Source organism: Staphylococcus sp. EG-SA-10 (genome assembly GCF_017151945.1).
Lineage (GTDB): Bacteria > Bacillota > Bacilli > Staphylococcales > Staphylococcaceae > Staphylococcus > Staphylococcus aureus.
The window spans coordinates 263,358-281,967 of record NZ_JACVZJ010000001.1 but is presented as its reverse complement, the minus strand read 5'-3'; the positions used below and the strand labels follow the sequence as shown (position 1 = coordinate 281,967).

Genomic DNA, 18,610 nt, shown 5'->3' with positions numbered 1-18,610 from the left:
ACAATATTATTTTACTCTCTTACGTTTGCCTATGTAACGTATAGCAAAGTAAATGACTGCGATAATGATGACAACATACATAATACGTGAATATGTATGAAGACCAGTCATCAACATACCAAAGCTATCGCTCAACGTGCGTCCTAGTAAAATTAAACCGAAATTCCAAATTGTTGTACCTATTAATGAAATAACGGTAAATGTCACAACATTCATACGGTTTACACCGGCTGGAATGGTAATCAATACACGTAATACAGGTATAAAACGACAGATAAATACAGCCCATACGCCATACTTTTTAAACCAATCATTTGCTCGCTTTAAATCCTTACTTTTCAATTTAATCCACTTACCGTGTCGATCAATAAAGCGATATAGACGTTCTTCTGAAATCAAACGACAGATATAATATAAAATTAACAGCCCTATAAACGAGGCGATGGTTGCAATAATAAATAAGGTTAAAATTGATAAATGTGATTTAACAGACATAAGACCAGCAAATGTTAGAATAATTTCCGATGGTACGATAGGTAAAACATTTTCTAATAAAATTAATATAAAAATGGCTGCATACCCAAAACGACTAATAAATTCAGTGATAATTTGTTCCATTATTAAAAATAAGCTCCTTTAATTTTCAGCAATTGCAGACAAATAGAAACTGGATAAATTCAAATGAATAATGAATGATGTCGTATGCGATGTTGAAACAAGCATTTGTCTTAAAATGTATTATAAGCAATAAATCAAAAAATTGCTTGCTATAAGTACGAAAAGTCAACAAATGATCATCTAAATAACAGGCGCTGCACAATGAATGAGCAATGTAGTTTTATGCAATTTAAAATGAATGTCAAATATGTAAGAAAGCCTGCAACATACGTTTTAAAACACTAGTATTGCAGTATTTTTAATTAACAAATGATAGGCTACTATGTAACTAAAAGTTCCTTTATATCGTTTTAATAGCAAAAGTTAAGCGGAATTTAATAAAATTTTTATAGATTCTATTGTAAACGCTTTCCATGTCTGATAATATTATAAAAAATAACTTTGGTACAATTTTGTGACAAAGTAGGGGTGGACATGCCAGATGTCCGAAAATTTTAACGTTTCAGGGTAAGTTTTAAAAAATTAATTAGGGAAGTAGGAATAGTTATGAAGGAAAAACGAACTAACGTAAGGTGGATGTTCGCGCTTGCGTTCTTCTTTATTGGGGTTATTGCGTATATGGATAGAGCAAACATTTCATATATCGCTAAGCAAATGATGGATGATTTAGGGATGACAAAACCACAATTTGGTTTATTGGCATCATTCTTCTCTCTAGGTTATGCATTAATGCAAGTACCATCGGGGATGTTGGCTGAAAAATTCGGTCCACGTAAGATGATTACAATTGCATTAGTTTGGTGGAGTGCATTTACAATCTTAACGGGTATGATTAAGAACCACGGTTTAATTTATTTAGTGAGATTCTTATTTGGTGTGGGTGAGGCGCCAATGTACCCTTCTAATGCTGTGTTTAACTCATTTTGGTTCTCTAAAAATGAAAAAGGTAGAGCATCAAGTGCATTATTAGCAGGATCATATTTCGGACCTGTATTAGCACCAATAGTTACAATTGCTATTGTTAACGCATTTAACTGGCAAGCAGTATTTTACATTTTTGGTGCAGTAGGTATTTTAATGGCTGTATTATGGGCGATTATTGCCAAAGACTTACCTGAGCAACATAGAATGGTTAATGAAGCGGAGAAACGTTTCATTATGGAAAATCGTGATATCGTAGCTACTGAAAAGTCATCACCACCATGGAATGATTTCTTTAAGCGTTTTAGCTTCTATGCAATTGCAATTCAATACTTTGTTGTACAATTTATCATTACATTATTCTTAATTTGGTTACCGACGTATTTAACAGAAGTATTCCACGTTAACTTTAAAGAAATGAGCATTAGTTCATTACCTTGGTTATTAATGTTCTTCTTAATCTTATCAGCAGGTGCAATTTCTGACCGTGTATTAGGATTAGGTCGTTCAAAATTCGTAGCTAGAGGTGTCATTGCAATCGCAGGATTTATTGTATTTGCAGTTTCAATTATCTTTGCTGTACGTACAGGAAATTTATATGTAAGTATTTTCTGGTTATCACTAGGTCTTGGTGGTATCGGTATTTCAATGGGTATGAGTTGGGCAGCAGCAACTGATTTAGGACGTAACTTCTCTGGTACAGTATCAGGATGGATGAACTTATGGGGTAATATAGGTGCATTAATCAGTCCGCTATTAGCAGGTCTATTCGTAGAACATTTAGGTTGGACAATGACATTCCAATTGTTAATCGTTCCAGCAGTAATCGCTGTGATTATGTGGTTCTATGTGAAACCAGATCAACCTTTAATTGTTAGTGATGATAAAGCAATAGAAAAATAATTTAAACAAGCAGTAAGCTTTCACATTGTTGAGGCTTATTGCTTTTTTTACGTTGAAATTGAAACTTTTTAAAACCGATATGGTTTAAGATGAACGGGAAGTTATTAAAATGATATATGTAGAAGAAATAAAGTTTTAAAACATTAGTCAGGTAACGCTTGTAAAAGTACATTTAAATTTTAGGAGGTTATGCATATGAAGGAAAACTTAGAGAAATATATTAGAAGTTTGCCTCTTATAGGTCTAATTATAAGTATTTTTTTAATTATTTTATACTTCTTAATTTATCGAGTAGAAGGAAATTTTTGTGTAATCATTTTGTACTGCTTACTGCCATTATTTGTAAATACGTCACTATATATATTATACGTAAGCATCTTTCGATATTTTAAGAAATGAACTGACATCGAATGTCATTTTAAATAACGAATATAGGAACTATTCAAGCTTATGAGGCAAATATGTTTTATAAACTTTCTTAAATTCACTATAGTTTGGATCTTGAACCCTAGGAATAATATGAAGTAAATAGACACTAAGTTTATGTGAATGTATTTCTAACCCTAAATGTATAATTCACTAAAATAATCTCAACATGTCACAAATAAATTTTAACTAGCGCAAAAGTGGGCGACCAAAGGTTCAACGATGTTAAATAACATTAGAAAATAATTTTAATTGGACTTTAAAAGTTTTTAAATTTAGATAATTGAGCATAAGGTGTTATAATGACATATGTTGCGTAATTAAAATTTATAGCAACAAATTCATTTTAACTATGCTATTAAAAAGATTATGGAAATATTTTGACAAGGAAAGGAGAAGTCGAAATGACATCTTTTTGACATCACTCATAAAAATCAATCGACTTAACTTAGACTTTTATAAAGGTGTAAGACAGGGACTGTTAATGATTATTCCTGCAATAATCGGTTACTTATGTGGTAATTTCCAATTTGGATTATTAGTTGCAACTGGAACACTAGCCCATATTTATGTTTTTAAAGGTCCGTCGCGATCTAAGCTGAGAACTGTAATAATTTGTAATTTAGCGTTTGCAATATGTATGATGCTTGGTACGCTAACAGCCAAAACGCCACTCGTTTTTGGAATGACATTATTAATTGTTACGGTTATACCATTTTATATATTTACTGCCTTAAAAATAGCTGGACCGTCATCGACATTCTTCATTGTGACATTCAGTCTACCCATTAACTTACCTATAGCTCCCGAAGAAGCATTATATAGAGGCTTTGCGATTTTAGTAGGCGGTATACTTGCCACTATGATGGTGTTAATCACGATCGTATTTTCTAAAAACAAAGCTGAAGAACAAGCAATTCAAAATGATTTTAAACTCATATCTAAGTTGTTACACACTTATAATGATAAATTTGCTTTTTTAAAAGTAGCAAAAACAGCGGTGGATAGTTTTAAAGCATCTGATAAATTATTAATCACTTCTACTTCAAGTAACGATAAATTAAGTAGACGTTTCCAAAAATTATTATTATTACACACATCTGCCCAAGGGATTTATTCTGAACTGTTAGAGTTGAACGCTAAACAAATTCGACCATTGCCAGATGAGTTAATTGAAATGATGGATCATATCATTGCACAACTAGATAATAGTGATGAAAATGTAAGATATTGGCGAAAAGAAGTGACAGTAACAGAGGAATTTCAAAATTTATTCAACCATATATTGAAAATTGATGAAATGGTGCATGCAAATGAAGCGCGTATTGCGTATGAAGCAGACATGCGAAAACCTTTATATAGTAAACGCATTTATCAAAATTTAACATTAGACTCTATTGTTTTTAGAAATACATTGAGATATACAGCGATTATGATGATAGCGATATTTATTGCGTTAATGTTTAATTTTGAAAAAGCATACTGGATACCGTTATCTGCACATACAATATTACTAGGAACATCAACTATACATGCAATCGAGAGAGGTATGGCACGAGGTTTAGGTACTATTTTAGGTGTGTTAGTACTTTCTGTTATATTGCTATTTTCAATACCAACACCTGTTGCAGTAATTTTAATGGGCATTGCAGCATTATTTACTGAAGCATTGGTGGGAGCAAATTATGCGATTGCAGTAGTTTTTATTACAATACAAGTTATTTTAATGAACGGCTTAGCATCACAGAATTTAACAATTAACATTGCGTTTCCAAGAGTTATTGACGTTGCAATGGGTATTGTGATTGCAATCATAGGTTTATTTGTCCTTGGACAACGTACCGCATCCGCATTGTTTCCTAATGTAATGGCTGAAGTTGTTCGTAAAGAAGCAACGCTCTTCCATTATTTATTTTCTGAAAACCAATATAAAGATGATGTGTATCAGAAAAACACGGCCATGAACCTATCTGTGAAATTAAATAACATGACGCAAATTTATAATGCAGCTAATGGTGAATTATTTAGTGATAAGACATTGATTCAAAATTATTATCCTAGCTTATTCGCATTAGAAGAAATTAGCTTTATGTTAAATAGAGCCATGGCTAATAAAGATAGACTTACAATAAATGAACAATTAATGGGCGAGTATTTAGCAACATTTGAAAACATCGCTAAGCATTTAGAATTAAATACAGGATTAGAAATAAAGATATTACCAGATTTACCACAGTATAATTATATTCAATCAGCAATGATGAATATTCAACACAATGGTTTTCGTGAGAGAGATAAGAACGTTTAAAATAAAATATTTATCAGGTCAGACTAACGTTTGTCTGAAGTTATTATGACGGGAGTCTAAAAAATTGTGTTTAATATGTTTCATTTTATAATTATGGTGGTATATAACATGAATTATAACATATTGAAGGTTAAGGAAATGCCCTTTACAATGAAAGGTTACCCCGAAAAATGGAAAGAATTTGAAGTAATTAAACGGCAAAAAGCGATAGAAATTGCGAATGCAATGTTAAAAGAAGGATATCTTGAAAAAGATGTTGTTCCTATTGCGGCGAAAAAAGCGAAAGATTGGTATCGAGCGTTATCGAAAGAAGAAATCAAAGCATTAGAAGAAGAGAACTTCGTACAATTCCATACAGCAACAATGGAAAAAACAGAGGTGGATAGTGAATATGCAACAACTGATAATGAAGAACATATTCAAGAACAATCAAATCAAGATAAATCGTACTTTGATAGCGAATCAATTAGCAACCAAAGTGGTGGCGTTCGACAAAGAGAACCGCTTATGGATGGTCCACATCCAAAAGTTGTGGAATCATTTAAAGACGTATAACATCTCTATCAATTAAGCACTTGTACCTATATAACGGTAACAGGTGTTTTTTTGCGTTAAATCATTTTAAAATTACTTCCTATAATTGAAGGTTTTGATACAAAATTCGAATTGTTTGAGTTTCTTTGAGCTGTTTCAGTATCAGCCCAAAGTTCGATAGTGTATTAGTATTATCTTAATAAAATGTTAGGTACAATAAAGATGATTATATATCGGAGGTAAGTATAAAAATGTATGTAGATCGAAAACCATCACTATATTTAGAGGATTTGCGACATGATTTTAAAAATAGTTTAAGTAAATTTGAAAATGGTGATGAAGCATTTGATACGTTATTAGGTTTCGTAGAGTTAGTTCATATTTATTCATCAGCACTAAAGGAAATAAGCACTAAACTGAGTATTTTAGACGACAATTTCAATCACATTTATAAACACAACCCTATACATCATATGGAGCGACGTGTGAAAGAAATGCGTAGTTTAATAGAAAAGCTTAATCGTAAAGGATTACAGATTAGCGCAGAAACTGCCAAAGAACACATACTGGATATTGCCGGAATTCGCGTAGTATGTAATTACTTAGATGATATTTATTTGATTGAAGAGATGTTGCTTAAACAAGAAGACGTACAATTGATAAAACGTAAAGATTATATTCAGCACCCTAAAGAAAATGGTTACCGCAGTTTACATATCGTTGTATCAATTCCAGTCTTTTTAGCAGAACGCGTTGAGGTATTGCCTGTTGAAATTCAAATTAGAACGATAGGTATGGATATGTGGGCAAGTTTAGAACATAAAATACGTTATAAAAACAATGCAGAGACGGAAAAGTATCGAGATTTATTGAAAGAATGTGCGACAGAGATTACTGAAGTTGAAGATAAATTACAACAAATTCATTCTGAAATAACAGAGTAGACGTTTAGTAGGAGTGTTGCTTAATTTGAGTGATTTTGTAAATCAACATGGTACGAAATCACAAAAATAAGACGCCTAGTATAATAAATTCCTTTAAAATGTGGAAATTGTACTTGCTCGTGACGTCGGGTCATCAACTATGGTGATTGTAGGAGGTGGAATCTATGTCTAACTATTCGACTGGAGAACTCGCAAAATTATGCAATGTGACAACACGAACGATTCAATATTATGATCGCAAAGGTATTTTGAAACCACAAGGATTTACAGAAGGAAAGCGTCGTGTATATACAGAACAACAGCGACAAACATTAGAGTTAATCTTATTGCTTAAAGATTTAGGTTGTGCGTTAAGCGATATAGATATGTTGCTAAAAGGTGAAGGTACTTTGAAGACACTCAATACCTTACTAACTATGAAACAACAAGAAATTAATCAACAAGTCAAACAGCAACAAGCGGTATTAGACAAAATTAAAAATGTTCAATATTACGTAAATGAAGCGTCGACGTCTCCAATCACACATTTAAAAGACATAGAGCATGTCATGAGTAAATCAGCTGAAATGAAAAGTATTCGTCGTAACATTTGGATTAGTGCTGGTATTATAGGAATAATTCAATATTCTAGCATTATGAGTTCAATCTTGATGAAAAACAAATGGCCGTTTTTAATTGCTTTACCATTTATGATCGGTTATGGCATTGGTATTACTATCTACTATCAACGCAAAGTTGCCTATTTATGCCCTAACTGCCAGCATATATTCTCACCGTCTTTGTGGGCAGTTATCAAAGCGAAACATACAGCGACAACACGTCGATTCGAATGTCCAAACTGTCATGAAACGCATTATTGCATTGAAGTACCTAAAACACATATGAGTACAGAACAATTAGAAATATCCCGCATACAACATAACAATTAAATCATTCGTGTGATAGTGACCATTCCCTTTGAATTTACATCGAAAAGGGATGGTCACTATTTTAGTACGCGTAAAGAAAGCGCTTGCAAACACTTGAGAACTATATTAACATACTTGTATACAAGTATGTCGTGTAATGAAGGAGTGGCTTTGATGATGTATGGATATCCAGAGAAATGGTTGGAAGGTATGACAACTGGAGAAAGTATCGCAGCAGAATTACGCTTAGGCATTGTGAATGGTCACATAGCTGAAGGTACGTTACTCACTGAAAATCAAATGGCAAAGCAATTTAATGTGAGTCGTTCGCCAATTCGAGATGCATTTAAATTATTGCAACAAAATCAACTCATCCAATTAGAAAGAATGGGTGCACATGTGTTGCCGTTTGGGGAACAAGAAAAGAAAGAAATGTACGATTTGCGACTGATGCTAGAGTCATTTGCATTTTCAAGAGTTAAAAATCAAGAGCGACTACCTATCGTAAAAGAAATGAAGAAACAACTTGAAATGATGAAAGTGGCAGTAAAATTTGAGGATGCAGAATCATTTACGAAGCATGACTTTGAATTTCATGAAACATTAATCAAAGCATCTAATCATCAATATTTAAACTCATTTTGGAGTCATTTAAAACCAGTAATGATGGCACTCGTTTTAACATCCATGCGACAACGTATGCAACAAAACCCGCAAGATTTTGAACGCATACATTATAATCATCAAGTGTTTATTGATGCAGTGGAACAATACGACAGTCAAATTTTGAAAGAAGCGTTTCATTTAAATTTCGACGATGTTGGTAAAGATATTGAAGGATTTTGGTTGAATTAAAATGAAAAGAAAGAAGGATTTGTCATGAAATATATGATTGGTGTCGATATTGGAACGACGAGTACCAAGTCAGTCTTATATGATGAAAATGGAACTTTCATCATGAAACATCAAATCGGCTATGATTTACACACACCAAACGTTGATGTCTCAGAAGAAAACCCAGATGAATTATTTGATGCGGTATTAATGACGATTAAATACATAATGAGGGAATCGAAAGTTAATCAAGACGATATTAAATTTGTGTCATTTAGTGCGCAAATGCATAGCTTGATTGCGATGGATCAGCAACATCAAAGATTAACAAATAATATTACTTGGGCAGATAACCGCGCTGCAAAATATGCAACAGTAATAAATGAAGTGCATGATGGCAATGCGATTTATCAGCGAACAGGTACGCCTATACATCCTATGTCGCCATTAGCGAAGATTTTTTGGATGAAACATGAATGGCAAGATGTATTTCAACGTACTGCTAAGTTTGCAGATATTAAAACATACATTTTCTATCATTTATTTGATAGATATATCATTGATTATTCAATGGCTTCCGCAACAGGGATGTTTAATTTAGAAACATTAGATTGGGATGTTGGGGTATTAGAATTGCTTGGTATTTCCGAGGAAATGTTGCCGGAATTAGTTCCAACAACGTATGTGATGAAAGGTATGAAAAAACGTTATGCAACATTAATGGGGCTTAATGAAGATACACCGTTTGTTATTGGTGCGAGTGATGGGGCCCTTTCTAATTTGGGTGTCAATAGTGTTGGTAAAGGAGAAGTAGCTGTCACAATCGGTACATCTGGAGCGATTCGTACAGTGATAGATAAACCACGTACTGATTACAAAGGTAGAATATTTTGTTATGTCTTAACAGAGGACCACTACGTCATTGGAGGCCCTGTAAATAATGGTGGTGTCGTATTGAGATGGTTGCGCGATGAGTTGTTAGCAAGCGAAGTTGAAACTGCGAAACGTCTCGGTGTTGATCCTTATGATGTTTTAACTCAAATTGCAAAGCGTGTTAAACCAGGTGCAGATGGTTTAATATTCCATCCCTATTTAGCTGGAGAACGTGCACCGCTTTGGAACGCAAATGCAAGAGGTTCATTCTTCGGTTTAACTTTATCTCATAAAAAAGAACATATGATTCGCGCTGCATTAGAAGGTGTTCTTTACAATTTGTATACCGTCTATCTTGCGCTTATTGAAGTAATGAATGAAACACCTAAGATGATAAAAGCAACAGGTGGTTTTGCGAAAAGTGAAGTATGGCGTCAAATGATGTCAGATATATTTGACACAGAGTTAGTGGTTCCTGAAAGTTATGAAAGTTCATGCTTAGGTGCCTGCGTACTCGGGCTTAAAGCTGTAGGTGACATTGAAGATTTTTCAATCGTTTCATCGATGGTCGGTGCCACAAACAATCATACGCCGATTAAAGAAAATGTCGCTGTTTATCAAGAGCTCGTATCCATTTTTATCAATTTAAGTCGTTCTTTAACAGAGAATTATGAACAAATTGCAGATTTTCAACGCCAACATATGGCTGAAAATAAAACACAATAAATACGTCACTCAAGCATCTTAGATAAAGTTGTTGTGCCATGACTACTATATATTATGTGGAATACGTGCGCGACGACGGTGTTACATTCTATTGAAAAGAGAAAGAGGGGAATGTCATGTTTAACGAAATATGGCCGTTAATCAGTGTTGTTTTAGGTATCGTTATTTTATTAGTATTAATTATTGGGTTTAAATTAAATACATTTATTTCATTAATTATCACATCAATGATTACAGCATTAATGCTAGGTATACCATTGACTAAAATTATGGAGACGATTGAGAAAGGAATGGGCAGTACGCTCGGCCACATTGCACTGATATTCGGTTTAGGTGCCATACTTGGGAAATTACTTGCTGATGGTGGTGGTGCAACTCGAATTGCAGACACGTTGATTCAAAAATTTGGTCAAAAACATGTACAATGGGCAATGCTTGTTGCAGCATTTATCGTCGGGATTGCATTGTTCTTTGAAGTAGGTTTAGTCTTATTGATTCCATTAGTATTTACAGTAGCAAAACGCGCAAATGTTTCAGTGTTAAAACTAGGGCTACCTATGGTAACAGCCTTATCAGTGACACATGGCTTTTTACCACCACATCCAGGACCGGTAGTCATCGCAAAAGAATTAAAGGCGAATGTAGGAGATGTATTACTATACGGTATGATTATTGCCATTCCAGTTACACTCATTGCAGGACCTATATTTAACAAAGTTGCACAAAAAATGATTCCGTCTGCGTATACACGAGAAGGCGATATTTCAGCGTTAGGTGCACAAAAAGAATTTACGGATCAAGAGATGCCAGGATTTGGTATGAGTTTATTAACAGCAACATTACCAGTTATATTAATGTTAGTGTCTACGATAACGCAACTTGTAACCGGGCACGACAAACCTACAAATCTATTTGAATCTATCATTTATATGATAGGAACAGCAGGGACAGCCATGCTAATAGCAGTATTATTTGCAATCGTTACGATGGGATTAATGAGAAAACGTAAGATGAATCATATTATGGAATCAGTAACGAATGCGATTTATCCAATCGGAATGATGTTATTGATTATTGGCGGTGGCGGTACATTTAAACAAGTATTAATTGACGGTGGTGTCGGAAATACAATTGCTAAAATGTTTGAAGGTACAGAGATGTCTCCGATTTTACTAGCATGGATTGTTGCAGCTGTGCTACGTATCGCATTAGGTTCGGCTACAGTAGCTGCGATTTCAACTACAGGTATTGTCTTACCATTATTACAATCATCAGATGTAAATGTTGCATTAGTTGTACTTGCGATAGGTGCAGGTAGTGTGATTTTGTCTCATGTAAATGACGCAGGATTTTGGATGTTTAAAGAATATTTTGGTTTAACTGTAAAAGAAACATTCCTAACATGGTCATTATTAGAAACGATTATTTCCGTTTCAGGTATCATCTTCATTTTATTCATCAGCTTATTTGTTTAACTAAATATTAAGTAAACGTGTTTTTAGGTAATTACAATATATTGCCTTGAAACACGTTTATTTTTATGCAGAAAATCGTCTGAAATACTCAGAATCCGAACGATATAAAAAGTATATTGGATATTTTTGAGTAATGAAAGGCGTTTCAAGACATGTTTTTGTGCGTATTGTACAGGCGATAATTATGAAACGTTTAGTATATTGTTTTAAATTAGATAATGGTGAATTTAATTTAAAAAATAAGTATAAAAAATAAAAGCCTTGTGTGACAAGGGTTTATGATAACTTGAATACAATTTATAGATATATTTCAAATAATAAAATTATCAATTAACATAAAATTAATGACAATCTTAACTTTTCATTAACTCGCTTTTTTGTATTGCTTTTAAAAACCGAACAATATAGACTTGCATTTATTAAGTTTAAAAAAATTAATGAATTTTGCATTTAAAGGGAGATATTATAGTGAAAAATAATCTTAGGTACGGCATTAGAAAACATAAATTGGGAGCAGCATCAGTATTCTTAGGAACAATGATCGTTGTTGGGATGGGACAAGACAAAGAAGCTGCAGCATCAGAACAAAAGACAACTACAGTAGAAGAAAATGGGAATTCAGCTACTGATAATAAAGTAAGCGAAACACAAACAACTACAACTAACGTTAATCATATAGAAGAAACTCAATCATATAACGCAACAGTAACAGAACAACCGTCAAACGCAACACAAGTAACAACTGAAGAATCACCAAAAGCAGTACAAGCACCACAAACTGCACAACCAGCAAATGTAGAAACAGTTAAAGAAGAGGTAGTTAAGGAAGAAGCGAAACCTCAAGTTAAGGAAACGACACAACCTCAAGACAATAGCGGAGATCAAAAACAAGTAGATTTAACACCTAAAATGGCTACACAAAATCAAGCAGCAGAAACACAAGTTGAAGTGGCACAGCCAAGAACAGTATCAGAAAGTAAACCACGTGTGACAAGATCAGCAGACGTAGTGGACGCTAAGGAAGCTAGTGACGCGAAAGTGGAAACGGGTACAGATGTGACAAGTAAAGTTACAGTAGAGAGTGGTTCTATTGAGGCGCCTCAAGGAAATAAAGTAGAACCGCATGCTGGTCAACGTGTCGTATTGAAATACAAATTGAAATTCGAAAAGGGTTTACACAAAGGGGATTATTTTGATTTCACCTTGTCTAATAATGTAAATACTTATGGAGTTTCAACAGCTAGAAAAGTACCAGAAATCAAAAATGGTTCAGTCGTAATGGCGACAGGACAACTTCTTGGAAATGGGAAAATTAGGTATACATTTACAGATTATATTGATTATAAAGTAAATGTGACTGCTGATTTAGAAATCAATTTATTTATTGACCCTAAAACTGTACAAAGCAATGGACAACAAACAATAACTTCAACGTTGAATGATAAGGAAACAAAAAACACATTGCCAATAGAATATAATCCAGGAGTAAGTAATAGCTATGCTAATGTAAATGGTTCTATTGAAACTTTCGATAAAGGAAATAATAAATTCACTCATGTGGCTTACATAAAGCCACAAAATGGGCATAAATCAGATAGCGTTTCAATTACTGGTACATTAACTCAAGGTAGTAAAGCAGATGGGAAGGCTCCTACTGTAAAAGTATATGAAGTTTTAAAGGATGCTAATGAATTACCACAAAGTGTATACGCAAATGTATCAGATTCTTCAATGTTTAAAGATGTAACTGAGGAAATGAAAGATAAATTAAAAGTAGAAAATAATGGGAACTATAAATTAGATATTGAAAAATTAGAAAAAAGTTATGTTATACACTATGACGGTGAATACTTAAGTGGGTCAGATCAAGTGAACTTCAGAACACACATGTTTGGATATCCAGAACAGCAGTATAAGTATTACTATACTCATTTAGGATACAAACTTACATGGGATAATGGATTAGTTTTATATAGTAATAAAGCAAAAGGCGATGGCACAAATGGAACAATAACAGAATCGAATAATATGACATTTGATGAAGAATATGGAACTGGAGTTATTACAGGTCAATATGATAAGAATTTAGTAACTACTGTTGAAGAAGAATATGATTCTTCAACTCTTGACATTGATTACCACACAGCTATAGATGGTGAAGGTGGTTATGTTGATGGATACATTGAAACAATAGAAGAAACGGATTCATCAGCTATTGATATCGATTACCATACTGCTGTGGATAGCGAAGCGGGTCACGTTGGAGGATACACTGAATCCTCTGAGGAATCAAATCCAATTGACTTTGAAGAATCGACACATGAAAATTCAAAACATCACGCTGATGTTGTTGAATATGAAGAAGATACAAACCCAGGTGGTGGTCAAGTAACAACTGAGTCTAACTTAGTTGAATTTGACGAAGAGTCTATAAAAGGTATTGTAACTGGCGCAGTGAGCGACCATACAACAATTGAAGATACGAAAGAATATACAACTGAAAGTAATCTTATCGAACTAGTGGATGAATTACCTGAAGAACATGGTCAAGCTCAAGGTCCAATCGAAGAGATTACTGAAAATAACCATCATATTTCTCATTCTGGTTTAGGAACTGAAAATGGTCACGGTAATTATGGCGTGATTGAAGAAATCGAAGAAAATAGCCACGTTGATATTAAGAGTGAATTAGGTTACGAAGGTGGCCAAAATAGCGGTAACCAGTCATTCGAGGAAGACACAGAAGAAGACAAACCGAAATATGAACAAGGTGGTAATATCGTAGATATCGATTTCGATAGTGTACCTCAAATTCATGGTCAAAATAATGGTAACCAGTCATTCGAAGAAGATACAGAGAAAGACAAACCTAAGTATGAACAAGGTGGTAACATCATTGATATCGACTTCGACAGTGTGCCACAAATTCATGGATTTAATAAACATAATGAAATTATTGAGGAAGATACAAATAAAGATAAGCCAAATTATCAATTCGGTGGACACAACAGTGTTGATTTTGAAGAAGATACACTTCCAAAAGTAAGTGGTCAAAATGAAGGTCAACAAACGATTGAAGAAGATACAACGCCGCCAACACCAGAAGTACCGAGTGAGCCGGAAACACCAACACCACCGACACCAGAAGTACCAAGTGAGCCGGAAACGCCAACACCACCGACACCAGAGGTACCAAGTGAGCCGGAAACACCAACACCACCAACGCCAGAAGTGCCAAGTGAGCCAGGTAAGCCAACACCACCAACGCCAGAGGTACCAGCTGAACCTGGCAAACCAGTACCACCCGCAAAAGAAGAACCTAAAAAGCCTTCTAAACCAGTGGAACAAGGTAAGGTAGTAACACCTGTCATTGAAATCAATGAAAGGGTTAAAGCAGTGGCACCAACTAAACAAAAACAATCTAAGAAATCTGAACTACCTGAAACAGGTGGAGAAGAATCAACAAACAAAGGTATGTTGTTCGGCGGATTATTTAGTATTCTAGGTTTAGCATTATTACGCAGAAATAAAAAGAATCACAAAGCATAATCAATCCAAAATTGACGGGTTTATTTCATAATTTATATGAAGTAAGCCTGTTTTTTTAGATTAAATCAAATTTATAATAGAAAATTAGAGTGTTTTCTGATCGCTTCATTGGTTTATGTCTGATGATTGATAACGAACTGAGAGATAAAGTTAGAATTTAAAGCTAGTTTGTAACTACAAATAAGATTGGATCAATAAGACAAATTTGATAAATGCAATTATTAACTAGATGCAAATTTAGTTAAATTTAAAATGTCGTCTTGAAATACGGCTATTTCTGTATGAAGAATCATTAAAATAAAACAAAAACCGAACGATATAAAAATTATATTGGCGTTATTAATACAATGAAAGGCGTTTCAGTAACTTGTTAATGATGCATTGTACAGGCGATTATTATGTATGCTTTAGTATATTGTTTTAAATTAGATGAATTTGAATTTAATTTAAAAAGTAAGTATAAAAAATACAAGCCTGTTATATCAAGGTATTCAAGAGCTTTGTATGCAATATATATGTGAGTTCCAAATAATAAAAACTCATTATACATAAAGTTAACAACAATCTTAACTTTTTATTAACTCGCTTTTTTTCATTGCTTTTAAAAACCGAACAATATAGAATTGCATTTATTGAGTTAAAAAATAAATGAATTTTACATTTAAGGGAGAATATTATAGTGAAAAGCAATCTTAGATACGGCATAAGAAAACACAAATTGGGAGCGGCCTCAGTATTCTTAGGAACAATGATCGTTGTTGGAATGGGGCAAGAAAAAGAAGCTGCAGCATCGGAACAAAACAATACTACAGTAGAGGAAAGTGGGAGTTCAGGTACTGAAAGTAAAGCAAGCGAAACACAAACAACTACAAATAACGTTAATACAATAGATGAAACACAATCATACAGCGCGACATCAACTGAGCAACCATCACAATCAACACAAGTAACAACAGAAGAAGCACCAACAACTGTGCAAGCACCAAAAGTAGAAACTTCGCGAGTTGATTTGCCATCGGAAAAAGCTACTGATAAGGAAATAGCGGGAACTCAAGTTGACACAGCTCAACCAAGTAACGTCTCAGAAATTAAACCAAGAATGAAAAGATCAGCTGACGTTACAGCAGCTTCAGAGAAAGAAGTAGTGGAAGAAGCTAAGGTGACAGGTACAGATGTAATAAATAAAGTGAAAGTTACTGAAAGCTCTTTAGAAGGACATAAACAAGGAACAAATGTTGTTAATCCTCATAACGCTGAAAGAGTAACCTTAAAATATAAATGGAGCTTTGAAGAAGGAATTAAGGCGGGAGATTATTTTGATTTCACATTAAGTAATAATGTTGAAACTCATGGTATCTCAACACTACGTAAAGTTCCAGAAATAAAAAGTTCAGCGGATAATCAAGTTATGGCAAATGGCCAAGTTATAAATGAACGTAAAATTCGCTATACATTTACTGATTATATAAATAACAAAAAAGATTTAACTGCTGAATTAAACTTAAACCTATTTATCGACCCAACAACAGTGACAAAGCAAGGGAGTCAAAAAGTTGAAGTAACACTAGGTCAAAATAAAGTCTCAAAAGAATTTGATATCAAATATTTAGACGGTGTTAAAGATAGAATGGGGGTTACTGTTAATGGGCGAATTGATACTTTAAATAAAGCAGAGGGGAAATTTAGCCATTTTGCATATGTGAAACCTAACAACCAGTCGTTAAGCTCTGTGACAGTAACTGGTCAAGTAACATCTGGATATAAACAAAACGCTAAAAATCCAACAGTTAAAGTATATAAACACATTGGCTCAGATGAATTAGCTGAAAGTGTTTATGGAGATTTAGAAAATACAATGAAATTTCAGGATGTAACAGGGGAAGTTACTTTACAATATACAGATAATGGTGGTTATTCTTTAAACTTTAATAATTTAGATCAAAGTAAAAATTATGTAATAAAGTATGAGGGAGACTATGATTCAAATACTAACGCATTAGAGTTTCAAACACATCTTCTTGGTTATTATAACTATTACTATTATAATACAAGTAATTTAACTTGGAAAAATGGCGTTGCATTTTACTCTAATAATGCTAAAGGCGACGGCAAAGATAAGCCAAATGATCCTATCATTGAGAAGAGTGAACCAATTGATTTAAACATTAAATCAGAGCCACCAGTGGAGAAGCATGAATTGACTGGTACAATCGAAGAAAGTAACGATTCTAAGCCAATTGATTTTGAATATCATACAGCTGTTGAAGGTGTAGAAGGTCATGCTGAAGGTATTGTAGAAACTGAAGAAGATTCTATTCATGTAGACTTTGAAGAATCGACACATGAAAATTCAAAACATCACGCTGATGTTGTTGAATATGAAGAGGATACAAACCCAGGTGGTGGCCAAGTAACAACTGAGTCTAACTTAGTTGAATTTGACGAAGAGTCTACAAAAGGTATTGTAACTGGCGCAGTGAGCGACCATACAACAGTTGAAGATACGAAAGAATATACAACTGAAAGTAATCTGATTGAACTAGTAGATGAACTACCTGAAGAACATGGTCAAGCACAAGGACCAATCGAGGAAATCACTGAAAACAATCATCATATTTCTCATTCTGGTTTAGGGACTGAAAATGGTCACGGTAATTATGGCGTGATTGAAGAAATCGAAGAAAATAGCCACGTTGATATTAAGAGTGAATTAGGTTACGAAGGTGGCCAAAATAGCGGTAACCAGTCATTCGAGGAAGACACAGAAGAAGACAAACCGAAATATGAACAAGGTGGTAATATCGTAGATATCGATTTCGACAGTGTACCTCAAATCCAAGGTCAAAATAATGGTAACCAGTCATTCGAAGAAGATACAGAGAAAGACAAACCTAAGTATGAACAAGGTGGTAATATCATTGATATCGACTTCGACAGTGTGCCACAAATTCATGGATTCAATAAACATAATGAAATTATTGAGGAAGATACAAATAAAGATAAGCCAAATTATCAATTCGGTGGACATAACAGTGTTGATTTTGAAGAAGATACACTTCCAAAAGTAAGCGGTCAAAATGAAGGTCAACAAACGATTGAAGAAGATACAACGCCGCCAACACCACCGACACCGGAAGTGCCAAGTGAGCCGGAAACACCAACACCACCGACACCGGAAGTGCCAAGTGAGCCGGAAACACCAACACCGCCAACACCAGAAGTACCAAGTGAGCCGGAAACACCGCCAACACCGCCAACACCAGAGGTACCAAGTGAGCCAGGCACACCAGTACCACCAACACCAGAGGTACCAGCTGAACCTGGTAAACCAGTACCACCCGCAAAAGAAGAACCTAAAAAGCCTTCTAAACCAGTGGAACAAGGTAAGGTAGTAACACCTGTTATTGAAATCAATGAAAAGGTTAAAGCAGTGGCACCAACTAAACAAAAACAATCTAAGAAATCTGAACTACCTGAAACAGGTGGAGAAGAATCAACAAACAAAGGTATGTTGTTCGGCGGATTATTCAGCATTCTAGGTTTAGCATTATTACGCAGAAATAAAAAGAATGACAAAGCATAATTAAACAA

General features: G+C 34.2%; 12 protein-coding genes and 2 pseudogenes. 13 read left to right on the top strand and 1 reads right to left on the bottom strand.

Translation table 11 applies throughout. The features are described 5' to 3' along the window. Window positions 1–6 precede the first annotated feature (6 nt). Window positions 7–618, bottom strand: a complete 612-nt coding sequence (gene uptA, locus IDG45_RS01450) for an undecaprenyl phosphate transporter UptA (RefSeq protein ID WP_000435044.1) — start codon at window positions 616–618, stop codon at window positions 7–9. A 546-nt stretch (window positions 619–1,164) separates the two neighbouring features. On the opposite strand from uptA, the gene IDG45_RS01445 reads away from it, so the two are divergent. The 13 genes and pseudogenes from IDG45_RS01445 (at window position 1,165) to fnbB (ending at window position 18,602) form a co-directional block, all read left to right on the top strand. After that, window positions 1,165–2,442 carry a pyruvate MFS transporter gene (locus IDG45_RS01445; RefSeq protein ID WP_000660709.1) on the top strand — a complete coding sequence of 426 codons (1,278 nt, stop codon included), beginning with the start codon at window positions 1,165–1,167 and terminating at the stop codon, window positions 2,440–2,442. Window positions 2,443–2,637: 195 nt separating this feature from the next. After that, window positions 2,638–2,841 carry a hypothetical protein gene (locus IDG45_RS13815; RefSeq protein WP_011382393.1) on the top strand — a complete coding sequence of 68 codons (204 nt, stop codon included), beginning with the start codon at window positions 2,638–2,640 and terminating at the stop codon, window positions 2,839–2,841. A 511-nt stretch (window positions 2,842–3,352) separates the two neighbouring features. After that, complete coding sequence (locus tag IDG45_RS01440) at window positions 3,353–5,176, top strand: FUSC family protein (protein ID WP_001807274.1); 1,824 nt, start codon at window positions 3,353–3,355, stop codon at window positions 5,174–5,176. Between the two features lie 138 nt (window positions 5,177–5,314). Further along, a complete protein-coding gene (locus IDG45_RS01435; protein ID WP_001117056.1) occupies window positions 5,315–5,731 on the top strand; it encodes a DUF2188 domain-containing protein in 417 nt (138 codons plus the stop codon). Between the two features lie 230 nt (window positions 5,732–5,961). After that, window positions 5,962–6,654 (top strand): GTP pyrophosphokinase, encoded by a 693-nt coding sequence (locus tag IDG45_RS01430; RefSeq protein WP_000289144.1) that lies wholly within the window; start codon window positions 5,962–5,964, stop codon window positions 6,652–6,654. A gap of 164 nt (window positions 6,655–6,818) precedes the next feature. Beyond that, window positions 6,819–7,583, top strand: coding sequence for a MerR family transcriptional regulator (locus IDG45_RS01425; RefSeq protein ID WP_000074002.1), 765 nt, complete (start codon window positions 6,819–6,821; stop codon window positions 7,581–7,583). A gap of 153 nt (window positions 7,584–7,736) precedes the next feature. Next, window positions 7,737–8,417: a GntR family transcriptional regulator gene (locus tag IDG45_RS01420; protein WP_000990136.1), complete on the top strand. Its 681-nt coding sequence runs from the start codon at window positions 7,737–7,739 to the stop codon at window positions 8,415–8,417. Window positions 8,418–8,441: 24 nt separating this feature from the next. Next, on the top strand, window positions 8,442–9,995 hold the full coding sequence (gntK, locus tag IDG45_RS01415; protein WP_000876650.1) for a gluconokinase: 1,554 nt from the start codon (window positions 8,442–8,444) through the stop codon (window positions 9,993–9,995). A gap of 116 nt (window positions 9,996–10,111) precedes the next feature. Continuing rightward, the gene (locus tag IDG45_RS01410) at window positions 10,112–11,470 is read left to right on the top strand and encodes a gluconate:H+ symporter (protein WP_000481425.1); all 1,359 of its coding nucleotides are present in this window, start codon (window positions 10,112–10,114) and stop codon (window positions 11,468–11,470) included. Between the two features lie 382 nt (window positions 11,471–11,852). Continuing rightward, a pseudogene (locus tag IDG45_RS01405) lies at window positions 11,853–11,949 on the top strand (hypothetical protein). Then, on the top strand, window positions 11,939–15,019 hold the full coding sequence (fnbA, locus tag IDG45_RS01400) for a fibronectin-binding protein FnbA (RefSeq protein WP_000794627.1): 3,081 nt from the start codon (window positions 11,939–11,941) through the stop codon (window positions 15,017–15,019). The pseudogene IDG45_RS01405 and the gene fnbA overlap by 11 nt, the downstream one beginning before the upstream one ends. Window positions 15,020–15,614: 595 nt before the next feature. Further along, window positions 15,615–15,715, top strand: a pseudogene (locus IDG45_RS14145) (hypothetical protein). Then, window positions 15,699–18,602, top strand: coding sequence for a fibronectin-binding protein FnbB (fnbB, locus tag IDG45_RS01395; RefSeq protein ID WP_042907906.1), 2,904 nt, complete (start codon window positions 15,699–15,701; stop codon window positions 18,600–18,602). The pseudogene IDG45_RS14145 and the gene fnbB overlap by 17 nt, the downstream one beginning before the upstream one ends. Window positions 18,603–18,610 lie beyond the last annotated feature (8 nt).